The organism is Oxalobacteraceae bacterium OTU3CINTB1 (assembly GCA_024123955.1).
In the GTDB taxonomy this organism is placed as follows: domain Bacteria; phylum Pseudomonadota; class Gammaproteobacteria; order Burkholderiales; family Burkholderiaceae_D; genus Rugamonas.
In genome coordinates, this window is the sequence record CP099652.1 from 2,631,732 (window position 1) to 2,642,714 (window position 10,983).

At 64.0% G+C, this 10,983-nt stretch carries 8 protein-coding genes and 8 tRNA genes; 12 read left to right on the forward strand and 4 right to left on the reverse strand.

Going from position 1 to position 10,983, the window contains the following annotated elements; translation table 11 throughout:
- Positions 1-20 precede the first annotated feature (20 nt).
- From gltX to NHH73_11520, 9 genes are all read left to right on the forward strand, one after another.
- Entirely contained in the window at positions 21-1,427 is a 1,407-nt protein-coding gene (gene gltX / locus NHH73_11480) for a glutamate--tRNA ligase (GenBank protein ID USX28861.1), read from the forward strand.
- An 83-nt stretch (positions 1,428-1,510) separates the two neighbouring features.
- Positions 1,511-1,586: transfer RNA gene (locus NHH73_11485), tRNA-Ala, on the forward strand.
- A 59-nt stretch (positions 1,587-1,645) separates the two neighbouring features.
- Positions 1,646-1,721: transfer RNA gene (locus tag NHH73_11490), tRNA-Glu, on the forward strand.
- Between the two features lie 129 nt (positions 1,722-1,850).
- A tRNA-Ala gene (locus NHH73_11495) sits at positions 1,851-1,926 on the forward strand.
- Between the two features lie 44 nt (positions 1,927-1,970).
- Positions 1,971-2,046 (forward strand) — tRNA-Glu (locus NHH73_11500).
- A gap of 73 nt (positions 2,047-2,119) precedes the next feature.
- Positions 2,120-2,195: transfer RNA gene (locus NHH73_11505), tRNA-Ala, on the forward strand.
- Positions 2,196-2,217: 22 nt separating this feature from the next.
- Positions 2,218-2,293, forward strand: a tRNA-Glu gene (locus tag NHH73_11510).
- A 184-nt stretch (positions 2,294-2,477) separates the two neighbouring features.
- Positions 2,478-2,553, forward strand: a tRNA-Glu gene (locus NHH73_11515).
- Between the two features lie 52 nt (positions 2,554-2,605).
- Positions 2,606-2,681: transfer RNA gene (locus tag NHH73_11520), tRNA-Glu, on the forward strand.
- Positions 2,682-2,746: 65 nt separating this feature from the next.
- On the opposite strand, the gene NHH73_11525 is transcribed toward NHH73_11520, so the two are convergent.
- The 3 genes from NHH73_11525 to NHH73_11535 all read right to left on the reverse strand — a co-directional run bounded on the left by NHH73_11525 (position 2,747) and on the right by NHH73_11535 (position 6,243).
- Entirely contained in the window at positions 2,747-4,747 is a 2,001-nt protein-coding gene (locus NHH73_11525; protein USX28862.1) for a S8 family serine peptidase, read from the reverse strand.
- 11 nt (positions 4,748-4,758) lie between these two features.
- Positions 4,759-5,049, reverse strand: coding sequence for a hypothetical protein (locus NHH73_11530; GenBank protein USX28863.1), 291 nt, complete (start codon positions 5,047-5,049; stop codon positions 4,759-4,761).
- Between the two features lie 93 nt (positions 5,050-5,142).
- Positions 5,143-6,243: a hypothetical protein gene (locus tag NHH73_11535; protein ID USX28864.1), complete on the reverse strand. Its 1,101-nt coding sequence runs from the start codon at positions 6,241-6,243 to the stop codon at positions 5,143-5,145.
- Positions 6,244-6,472: 229 nt separating this feature from the next.
- Between NHH73_11535 and earP the strand changes: the two genes are divergently transcribed.
- The 3 genes from earP to NHH73_11550 all read left to right on the forward strand — a co-directional run bounded on the left by earP (position 6,473) and on the right by NHH73_11550 (position 10,190).
- Complete coding sequence (gene earP / locus NHH73_11540; protein ID USX28865.1) at positions 6,473-7,624, forward strand: elongation factor P maturation arginine rhamnosyltransferase EarP; 1,152 nt, start codon at positions 6,473-6,475, stop codon at positions 7,622-7,624.
- A gap of 130 nt (positions 7,625-7,754) precedes the next feature.
- Positions 7,755-8,330 carry an elongation factor P gene (locus tag NHH73_11545; GenBank protein ID USX28866.1) on the forward strand — a complete coding sequence of 192 codons (576 nt, stop codon included), beginning with the start codon at positions 7,755-7,757 and terminating at the stop codon, positions 8,328-8,330.
- 261 nt (positions 8,331-8,591) lie between these two features.
- Positions 8,592-10,190 (forward strand): amidase, encoded by a 1,599-nt coding sequence (locus NHH73_11550; protein ID USX28867.1) that lies wholly within the window; start codon positions 8,592-8,594, stop codon positions 10,188-10,190.
- Between the two features lie 12 nt (positions 10,191-10,202).
- Here NHH73_11550 and NHH73_11555 read toward each other — a convergent pair whose 3' ends face one another.
- Positions 10,203-10,952 carry a hypothetical protein gene (locus NHH73_11555; protein ID USX28868.1) on the reverse strand — a complete coding sequence of 250 codons (750 nt, stop codon included), beginning with the start codon at positions 10,950-10,952 and terminating at the stop codon, positions 10,203-10,205.
- Positions 10,953-10,983 lie beyond the last annotated feature (31 nt).

Sequence of the window (10,983 nt, forward strand, 5' to 3'; positions counted from 1 at the left end):
ATCTCAGCTTTCTTACCTCGATGACCACACCAGCCACGCCAGTCCGTACCCGCTTTGCTCCCAGCCCGACCGGCTTCCTCCACCTCGGCGGCGCCCGCACGGCGCTGTATTCGTGGGCTTTCGCCCGCCACTTCGGCGGCACCTTCGTGCTGCGCATCGAGGATACCGACCTGGAACGCTCCACGCCGGAAGCCGTGCAAGCCATCATCGAAGGCATGGAATGGCTGGGCCTGAACCACGACGAAGGCCCGTTCTACCAGATGCAACGCATGGACCGCTACCGCGAGGTGGTGGGCCAGATGCTGAGCGCCGGCACCGCTTACCACTGCTACTCGTCGCCGGAAGAAGTCGAAGCGATGCGCGAGCGCATGCGCGCGGCCGGCGAAAAGCCGCGCTACGACGGCACCTGGCGTCCCGAGCCGGGCAAGACCTTGCCGGCGATTCCGGAAGGCCGCAAGCCGGTGGTGCGCTTCAAGAATCCGCTCGACGGCGAAGTGACCTGGGACGATTTCGTCAAAGGCACCATCACCATCGGCAACAAGGAATTGGACGATCTGGTCATCGCCCGTCCGGACGGTACGCCGACTTATAACTTCTGCGTGGCCGTCGACGACTGGGACATGCAGATCAGCCACGTGCTGCGCGGCGACGACCACGTCAACAACACGCCACGCCAGATCAACATCCTGCGCGCGATCGGCGCGCCGCTGCCGCTGTATGGCCACCTGCCGATGATACTCGGCTCCGACGGCCAGAAAATGTCCAAGCGTAAGGACGCCGTCAACGTCATGGAATACCCGGCGCAAGGTTATCTGCCGGAAGCGATCCTGAATTACCTGGCGCGCCTGGGTTGGAGCCACGGCGACGATGAAGTATTTTCGATGGAGCAGGTGATCGCGTGGTTCGACGGTTCGCACCTGTCGAACTCGGCCGCGCAGTTCAACATCGAAAAGCTGAACTGGCTCAACAACCACTATATCAAGCAGGCCGACAACGCACGCCTGGCTGAGCTGGCCAAGCCGCGCATGCTGGCGGCAGGCGCCGAGTTCGATGGCGCGCCCGATCTGCCGGCCGTGCTGGCGCTGATGAAGGAGCGCACCAACACTGTCAACGAACTGGCCGACGCGGCGATGCTGTTCTACCGCACGCCGCAGCCGGACGCCGCGCTGCTGACCCAGCACCTGACCGACGCCGTCAAGCCGGCGCTGGCGCAGTTCGCCGACCGCTGCAAGACGGTGGAGTGGAGCAAGGAAGCCTTGGCCGCGATGATCAAGGAAGTCTTGGCCGCGAACACGTTGAAGATGCCGCAGATCGCCATGCCGCTGCGTTTGATCGTCACCGGTCAATTGCAGACACCGGCCATCGATGCGGTGTTGCAGATCTTCGGCCGCGAGGCGATTGTTGCGCGTCTGGCGAAATTTCTCTGAGTTTGAATTAAAACCGGAGCAAAGTTGCAAAAGGGTATTTGCATAGTGCGGCTTCTTTGCTATACTCTTGTTTCTGCGCCAACGGGGGTATAGCTCAGCTGGGAGAGCGCTTGCATGGCATGCAAGAGGTCAGCGGTTCGATCCCGCTTACCTCCACCAAGAAACTTTGGTGATTGTTGAAAATGCGCAGAAACGTAGTGGCAGTTTGGTTGTTCGCGGTCCCCATCGTCTAGAGGCCTAGGACATCACCCTTTCACGGTGAGTACGGGGGTTCGAATCCCCCTGGGGACGCCAAGTTGTAAAGTAGCAGAGTTGTAGTTGACGTTGTTTGTACTGATTTGTTTGATGTTTGGCTTCATGCTGGATAGATACAAGTAGTGAAAACAAAAGTCGCGCAAGCGGCTTTTATTATTTCTGCGCCCGGGGGGTATAGCTCAGCTGGGAGAGCGCTTGCATGGCATGCAAGAGGTCAGCGGTTCGATCCCGCTTACCTCCACCACTGCGCGGAGATGATAGTGACGACGTAGTAACCGTAGCGCCAAGGTCCCCATCGTCTAGAGGCCTAGGACATCACCCTTTCACGGTGAGTACGGGGGTTCGAATCCCCCTGGGGACGCCAGCTTTGCCAGGCTGACGAGTAGTAGAAGAGGTAGTTGCAGCACCGTAGTACGACAGAAGACTTTCTGCGCCCGGGGGGTATAGCTCAGCTGGGAGAGCGCTTGCATGGCATGCAAGAGGTCAGCGGTTCGATCCCGCTTACCTCCACCATTAGCGCAGAGAGCACCGACATGTCCCCATCGTCTAGAGGCCTAGGACATCACCCTTTCACGGTGAGTACGGGGGTTCGAATCCCCCTGGGGACGCCAGCATTTGATTCGATGACGAAGCCGCCTTGCGCGGCTTTTTTGTATTTGTGCCGTCGCTTTTGCCCGCGCTTGCCTTGGTGGGTGTGCGTTGCCGGGCTGCCAATCTTGCGGGAATCTCGTGCAAAAACAAGGGTTTGCTATTGCGTTCGATGAATTTGACTGCTATGATTCGCGCCTTGGAAAAGTCCCCATCGTCTAGAGGCCTAGGACATCACCCTTTCACGGTGAGTACGGGGGTTCGAATCCCCCTGGGGACGCCAGGATTTTTCCAGTTTTACCAGTAGTTTAGGTCGGCAACACGGACAGATTTCTGTCCCCATCGTCTAGAGGCCTAGGACATCACCCTTTCACGGTGAGTACGGGGGTTCGAATCCCCCTGGGGACGCCAAACAAGCAGTATGCAAAAAGCCGCCTCGCGCGGCTTTTTGCATTGTCCGGCGCGTTTTCAGTGCGTCACCATTGGAAGGTCGGATACTGCGGCGGCATCGTCGGCGAGATCTGGTACCACGGCCCGGTGCGTGGCATATTCCACGGCGCCCGCGCCAGCTCCAGCCCGAACGGTTCCATGCCGCCCGCCATGAACGGCGACAGCATGCCTTGCTGCGCCATCATGCCCTGCGGCGCCATCATGCCGGCGATCACCGGCTGCTGCATGGCATGCGCCTGCGGCGTCACCGCCGGCTGCTGCACGGCTTGCCCGGCCGGCGTTTGCAGGCCGACCGCCACCAACACATCCGGCATGCCGAAACCGGTGCGGCTCTGGTCGCCCAGGCTGACCCGGCGCGCGCTGGCGCGGAGGATCTGGAACAGCCGCTCGACCCGCTCGGCGCCGCGCGCCTTGTACTGCGGCGTCTGGAAGTCCGGGTGGTGCGCCAAGACCAGCGCCGCCAGGCCGGTGATATGCGGCGTCGCCATCGAGGTGCCGTCCCAGGCCGCAAAGTTATTCGGCGGCACGCAGGAGGTGATCGCCACACCCGGTCCGCATACGCCCACCTGCGGTCCGAAACAGCTGAACTTGGCGGTGAAATAGCCGTAGGCGTCCACATTGGCATCGAGCGTCTGCGCGTGGTAGCTATCGACCGGGAACTCGTCGAGCTTGCCGATGGCGGCCACCGCCAGCACGTTCGGCGACGAGGCCGGGTATTGCACCGGACCGCCGGAGTTGCCGGCCGCGACGATGCAGGCGATGCCGGACCGCTTGGCGCGCAGGATTTGCTGCTCCAGCGCCTCGGACACCTCGGCCCCGCCCAGGCTCAGGTTGACGACATCGATCTGCTTGTCGATGCAGTACTCGAGCGCGTCAATCAACTGGCTGACCTGGCCGCCCGGGAACAGCTTGCACGCGTGGACCTCGGCGTCGGGCGCGAAGCCGCGGATGCCGGAAGCGATGTCGGCCGCCGCGATGACGCCGGCGCAATGGCTGCCGTGGCCCATCGTGTCCTGGTCCCAACCTTCGGGATTGGTCTTCTTGTTCATCACGTCGAAGCCGGCCTTGATGCCGCGCAGATTGTCGTGTGACGTGGCCGCGCCCGAATCGACGACGGCGATCTTGACGCCCTGGCCGCGGTAGGCGCCCGGCAACTGGTCGAGCCGCATCGCCTTCTGCCCCCAGCCGAGCGCGCGCTGGCGTGGAAAGCCCGCCAGCGCCGGCCAGTCCGACAGCGCGCGCAGCGCCACCACGTTGGCCTCGTCGGTGCTGATGTCCGGATCGCGCTGGTAGAAGCTCCAGTAATCGGCCTTGGGTTTGACGTACAGGCCGGTGATCGACTCCGGCGTCTCGCCGAACAGCGACAACGTGACCTGGCCGTTGGCGTCGGTCTTGCCGCTGGCCGGCATCATGCCGCCGAACAGCGATACCTCGGCGTCGGCCTGCGGCGCGCCGTCCTTGCCGATCACGCTGATGACGGCATTGACGACCGGGCCGCCGCCGCCGGGCATGACGCCGGTCACCATTTGCGGCTGGCGAAACGCGGGCTCCATCAAGGTCAGGTGCTGGTCATGCTCGACCAGCAGCCGGCCCTGGCCCTGCTGGTGCAGCAGGGCCGCCTTCTGTTCCGTCATGCGTGCCACCAGCACGCCCTGGCTGCCGCCCATGCCGTCGGCCAGCGCGCCCAGCACCGATTTGGGACCGACCGTGTCGACCACCTCGATGTCGGCGCTGTTGCGCAGCGCCTGTTCCAGCGTGGCGAACTGCAGCGGCTGGAAGCCCAGCGTTTGCAAGCCCTCCGGCACCTGGCGCGGGGCGACGACGTATTGTTTTTTGCGCGAGCCGATGGCGCGGCCGACGTTCTCGGCCCGGCTGTCGGCCGCCCGCGCGGCATTGCCGTCGCCGGCGCCGGTGGTGGTGGTGGAGGTGGCGCCGCTTCCTTCGGTACTGGATGCGGCCGCCGGCTCGCCGCCGCTTGATGTGGACTCCGGCGGCATCGGTGCGCCGCCGTTGGGATTCTTGGGCATGTGGATTCCTTTCAAATCGGCCCGGCCGCGCCGCTGTCGAACATCGACAGCGGGCGGTCCGGTTCTATCGTGAATTGGTGGGTGGGGGCGCTGGCGTCGCGGAACTGCCGCTGGAGCCGCTGCGCGGTGTCTTCGCTGATTTCCAACACGGCGGTGTGCGGCTGTCCGCGCGGGCCGATCAGATCGATCACGGTGATCTCGGGATCGGTTTCGGCCAATGCGAGGAAGTCCGTCAGCGGCGTGCCGCCGCCAGCGTGGATCAAATACCTGGCCTTGCCTGGCGCGGTGTGCGCGTGGCTCATGGGTTTCTCCTCAAAGCAGCGCCCTCCGCGGCCGGGGCCGTCGGAGGGCAAGAACGGCGTGCGGCGCCGTCGCCTCAGCGTGTCAGTGCGGCGTCAGTGCAGCGTTTGCTGACCGCCGTACATTGCGCCGTTGCCGCCTTGCTGCTGGGCCAACTGTGCCAGTTGGGCTTGCTGCGCGGCTTGCTGGGCGTAAGCGGCCATGACCGGATCGGCGCCGAAAGGCAGCATGCCGCCCAGTTGCCCGGCGATACCGCCGATGGTATTGCCCATTCCCGCGTTGCCGAACGCGCCGCCGATGGCGCCGCCCAATGGCTGGGCGACGTGCTTGATCAGGTTGCCGAACCATCCCCCTTGCGGCATCATTCCCTGTGGATCCTGCATCTGCTGCATCTGCTGCATCTGTTGCATCTGGGCCTCCTGCATGGCGTAGGCCTGCGCCATCGGATCTGCGCCGAACGGCAACATGCGCGAACCGCCTATGCCGCTGTTGCCGGGAGGGAGGCCGGTGAAGGTGTTGGGGAAGCGGTTGCGCCACAGATTGGCCAGCCAGCCGGTGCCGCCAGAGCCCGGAGTCGGTCCGATGAGACTTTGAGGCTGCATCTGCGCTTCTTGCAGCGCCTGCTGCATATAGGCCATCGACATCGGATCGGCGCCGAACGGCAGCATGCCGCCCAACTGGCCGGCGATGCCGCCGATGGCGTTGCCCATGCCGGCGTGACCGAAGGCGCCCCCGATCGCGCCGCCCAACGGCCGCGCCACGTGCTTCACCATATTGCCGAACCAGCCTTGCGCCGACAGGTCGCCGGGTTGCATCATTTGTTGCGGCATCATCTGTTGCTGCTGTAATTGTTGTTGTAGCTGGAGTTGTTGCAGCTGTTGTTGCTGCGCTTGTTGTGCGTAGGCGGCGCTGACGGGATCGGCGCCCAGTGGCAGGAAGGAGCCGCCGATGCCGCCGGCCAGCTGGCCGATCTGGTTGCCCAGCTTGGCGTTGCCGAACAGGCCGCCGATGCCGCGCCCGATCAGGCCACCCAGCGGGGCGCCGAACATGCCACCGAGGAAGCCCATCGGCGCCAAGCCACCCATCTGGCCCATTGGCCCCATCTGGCCCATCGGCCCCATCTGACCCATCTGACCCATCTGGCCCATTTGTTGCGGCGCTAGTTGTTGTCCATAGTATTGTTGAAACTCATTCATGACATCTCCTTGTTATTGATTCGTTTGTGGATTGCGTTGGTTCCAGCACCAGCGCGCCGCCACCAGGCGCGACCTTTTATTGTTCTCCGTCGTTCTGCAAGCGCGCGTTGAGGAGGTCCTGGGCTGGAAGGAATTGGACCTGCGGCGCGAGGCGAAGTTTTGGTATTCTTGGTTCCCTTCGTACGTTAATCAGGTATCATCCAGCCTCATTTTTAAACCGTCCCCCATCATGACTTTGCGCAGCCTCGATCTCTTTTGCCGTGTCGTCGACAACTACGGCGACATCGGCATTTGCTGGCGCCTGGCCCGCCAGTTGCGGCGCGAGCACGCGCTCGACGTGCGGCTCTGGGTGGACGATCTGGTCAGCTTCCGGCGCCTGTGTCCGCAGGTGGCGCTCGACGCCGACAGCCAACTGATCGACGGCGTCACCGTGCGCCACTGGCGCGACCAGGACGGTATCTACGACGCTGCCGACGTGGCCGACATCGTCATCGAGTTCTTCGCCTGCGACATCCCGCCCGGCTACATCGCCGCGATGGCCGAGTGCACGCCGCGTCCGGTCTGGTTCAACCTGGAAGGCTTGACGGCGGAGGAGTGGGTCGAAGGCTGCCATCGGCTGACGTCGCCGCATCCGCGCCTGCCGCTGACCAAGCATTTCTTTTTCCCCGGCTTTACCGACAAGACCGGCGGCCTGCTGCGCGAGGCGGCGCTGGAACCCGAGCGGCTGGCGTTCCAGTCGGACCCGGCGGCGATGGCCGCCTTCCTGGGCGGGCTGGGCGTGACGCCACGCGAACAGGCCGCGATCAAAGTGTCGCTGTTCTGCTATCCGCACGCGCCGGTCGCGGCCTTGTTCGACGCCTGGCGGCAGGGCGGCGAGGCCATGGTTTGCCTGGTGCCCGAAGGCGTCGCCGCCGAGGCGGTGCAAGCGTTCCTCGGCGGCCCGGCCACGGCGGGCGCGGCCGCCACGCAAGGCGCGTTGACGGTGCGGGTGCTGCCGTTCGTGCCGCAGCCCGACTACGACAAACTGCTGTGGGCCTGCGACCTGAACTTCGTGCGCGGCGAGGACTCCTTCGTGCGCGCCCAGTGGGCCGGCAAGCCGTTTGTCTGGCACATCTATCCGCAGGATGAGAATTTGCACCACAAGAAGTTGCGCGCCTTCCTGCAACGCTACGCCACCGCCTTGCCAGCGCTGGAACAATTTGCATTGGAGTGGAACGGCGCGCCGACGGCCGGCGGGCAGGGCGATGGAACGGCCCTGTGGCGCGCCTTCCACGCGGCGATGCCGCAAATGGCCGCGCGCGCGGAAGAATGGCGGCAACAGATGTTGGCCAACGGCGATCTGGCCGCCAACCTGATGCGTTTCGCCGGCAGCTTGAGATAGGCGTCGCGGGAAAAGCCGGGTATAATGCCGGGTTAATCTCGCACATTTTTACTGGATCAACCGTGAGCTGACGGCTTTTGGCCCGGCGACAGATGATTTTTACGCAACCTACTTTTTACGTACACTCCCTATGAAACCTGCAAAAGAAATTCGTGTTGGCAATATCATCATGGTCGAAGGCAAACCATTCATCGTGCTGCGCTCCGATGTGAACGGTTCGAGCCGCACGGGCTTCACGTACAAATGGAAGATGAAGAATCTTCTGACCAACAGCCCGCTGGAAAACGTCTTCCGCGGCGACGACAAGTTCGACGTGGTCGTGCTGGACAAAAAGCCGGTGACCTATTCGTACTTCGCCGATCCGCTGTACGTCTTCATGGACGCGGACTACGAACAGTACGAAATCGAAGAAGAGAACCTGGGCGACGCGCTGAACTACCTGAAAGACGGTATGGAATGCGAAGCCGTGTTCTACGACGGCAAGGCGATCTCGGTTGAACTGCCAACCACCATCGCGCGCCAGATCGTGTACTCGGAGCCTGCGGTCAAGGGCAACACTTCGGGCAACGTCCTGAAAGAAGCCAAGATCGAAAACGCCATCGAATCGAAGCAGCACACCGTTCAAGTGCCACTGTTCGTGAGCCAGGACGACGTCATCGAGATCGACACCCGCACCAACGAATACAAGCGCATCGTTCGCAACTAAGTTTGTCACTTAGTTCGTTACCGGTTTCGATCCGGATGCGCCAATAATCGCCGAACATCGGCGATTTTGTGGCAAAAAAGCACGCCCGCGGCAGCCGGCGTGCTTTTTTTATGCCTAAAAGTAGGTCAAATGCAATTAATTGCTGAAATAGAAGTAATTTTTGTGGTGGTGGTGACAACGCGCTGATATATTAATGCGACGCAACAAATTTTGCGTATTGGTGATCGCCGGATCATCAGGGTTACCATTCACGAGGACGGTATGGATCGCAGGCAGTTCGTTCGAATCGGCGTCGCGGCGGGCGCCGCCGGCGCAACCCGGGCCCAGGCCGCGCCTGCGGCGGCCGGCAAGCATGCCGGCGGCATTCTCGACGCCGGCGTGCGCGAACAACAGCAGATGATGGAGGCCGGCAAGCTGACCTCGCACGCGCTGACGTCGCAATACCTGGCGCGCATCCGCACCATCGACAAGGCCGGCCCGCGCATCAACGCCATCATCGAAATCAACCCGGAGGCGCTCAAGATCGCGCTCGAGATGGACCGCGAGCGCCACCTGAAGCGCGTGCGCGGCCCGCTGCACGGCATTCCGGTTCTATTAAAAGACAATATCGCCACCGGCGACCGCATGAGCACCACCGCCGGCTCGCTGGCGCTGTCGAACGTGCGGGCGGCGCGCGACGCCCACGTCGCCGCGCAATTGCGCGCGGCCGGCGCCGTCATCATCGGCAAGACCAACCTGAGCGAATGGGCCAATATGCGCTCGACGCATTCGGTCAGCGGCTGGAGCGCGCGCGGCGGACTGACGTTGAATCCGTATTCGCTCGACCGCAACTGCAGCGGTTCGAGCTCCGGCTCCGGCGCGGCCATCGCCGCCGGCCTGGCCACCCTGGCGGTGGGCACCGAGACCGACGGTTCGATCGTTTCGCCGGCGTCGATCTGCGGCCTGGTGGGCATCAAGCCGACCCTGGGACTGGTAAGCCGCAGCGGCATCATCCCGATCGCCCATTCGCAGGACACGGCCGGCCCGATGGCGCGCAGCGTGGCCGACGCCGCGCTGATGCTGGCGGCCATCAGCGGCGTCGATCCGAAGGACCCGATCACCAGGGAAGGCGCGGGCAAGGGCGGCGACTACACGGAATCGTTGCGCACGGGCGGGCTGGAAGGCGCGCGCATCGGCGTGGCGCGCAACTTCTTCGGCGAGAACGCCGAGGTCGACGCCGTCATCGAAAAAGCACTGGCCGAGCTGCGCGCGCAGGGCGCGGTGCTGATCGAGACCGAGGTGCCGAACGCGAACAAGTACGGCGAGACCGAGACCGAGGTGATGCTGTACGAATTCAAGGCCGACCTGGCCGCTTACCTGAAGGAGTACGCGCCCAACGCGTCGGTGGCCAACATGGCCGACGTCATCGCCTTCAACCAGAAACACCGCCAGCAGGAGCTGCCTTACTTCGGCCAGGAGCAGCTGGAGCGGGCGCAGCAGAAGGGCGGGCTCGACACGCCCGCCTACCGCGAGGCGCTGGCCAACAACCACCGCTACGCGCGCGCCGAGGGCATCGACCGCGTGATGCGCGAGCACCGGCTCGACGCGCTGGTGGCGCCGACCGGCGGCCCGGCGTGGCTGACGGACTTCGTCAACGGCGACCATTTCACCGGCAGCTTCTCGTCGCCGGCGGCGGTGGCGGGCTATCCGCACATCACCGTGCCGGCCGGGTATGTGCATGGCCTGCCGGTCGGGCTGTCGTTCGTCGGCGCCGCCTACAGCGACGCGGCGCTGATCCGCATGGCCTACTCGTACGAGCAAGCCACCCTGCACCGGCGCGCGCCGCAGTTCCCGCCCAGCGTGTCGCTGGCGGTCAGATAAGTTATCGCAGCGTTATTTGAGGAAGCGCAGGGTCGGTTCGATGTTGCGCTCCTGCAGGTGCCGGACGATTTGTTCGATCGAAGCGTCCTTCAGTAGCAGCCCGTTGTCGTCGCCACGCGGGTTGACCATGGCTGCCGGCATCGGCGCTGGCGCTGGCGTTGAGGCCTCGCCCGCATCCAGCGGCTTCTGCAGCACCGCGAGCGCGTGTTCCAGCTCGGCGCCGGTGATGCCGCGCAGTCCCTCCAGAAACGCCACCTGCGCCGTCAGCGGCGGCGCCATCTCCAGCCCCAGCTCGTCAGCGAACGAGGCGCCCATGCCCGGATTGATGAAGGCCGCCCACAGACCGCCGGGCTGGTGTATGCATGGCGGCAATTCGACCGCCGCGTTGTCGAGCTCAAGCGGCTGTTCAGGAAAGTAAGCCTGGTGCAGCAAGGCTTTCAGCTGTTGCAGGCGGGCCGCCGGCACCGGCTTTTCCAGCGACAGCCACAAGCCATAGCTGTCGCCGCCCGAAACGCTGACCGCCGGCGCTGGCAACCCGAGTTCGGTTTGCAGCGCGTTGGCGGTGGCGCACAGTTGACTCCAGTGTTCGTCGCCGGGGCGCTTGACGAAGTTGATCACTAGCGCGCGTGCCATGCCCTCGGCGTCCGCCAGGTCGACGGCCATGCCCAGCTCGCCGCGCAGGTGGCGCTCGAGATCGGCGTCGGGGTAGCGCCGGTCGTTGGTTAAATACAGACGCCGCAGCTCCGCAATCAGCTTGTGCATCGCTCTTCCTTTCCTGTTTTCATCGTCCCGC

Excerpts from the sequence above, each read along its gene's own strand:
- NHH73_11550 (USX28867.1), top strand. The coding sequence starts at position 8,592 with ATGGATCGCAGGCAGTTCGTTCGAATCGGCGTCGCGGCGGGCGCCGCC.
- NHH73_11525 (USX28862.1), bottom strand. The coding sequence starts at position 4,747 with ATGCCCAAGAATCCCAACGGCGGCGCACCGATGCCGCCGGAGTCCACA.
- NHH73_11530 (USX28863.1), bottom strand. The coding sequence starts at position 5,049 with ATGAGCCACGCGCACACCGCGCCAGGCAAGGCCAGGTATTTGATCCAC.
- gltX (USX28861.1), top strand. The coding sequence starts at position 21 with ATGACCACACCAGCCACGCCAGTCCGTACCCGCTTTGCTCCCAGCCCG.
- NHH73_11535 (USX28864.1), bottom strand. The coding sequence starts at position 6,243 with ATGAATGAGTTTCAACAATACTATGGACAACAACTAGCGCCGCAACAA.
- NHH73_11555 (USX28868.1), bottom strand. The coding sequence starts at position 10,952 with ATGCACAAGCTGATTGCGGAGCTGCGGCGTCTGTATTTAACCAACGAC.
- NHH73_11545 (USX28866.1), top strand. The coding sequence starts at position 7,755 with ATGAAACCTGCAAAAGAAATTCGTGTTGGCAATATCATCATGGTCGAA.
- earP (USX28865.1), top strand. The coding sequence starts at position 6,473 with ATGACTTTGCGCAGCCTCGATCTCTTTTGCCGTGTCGTCGACAACTAC.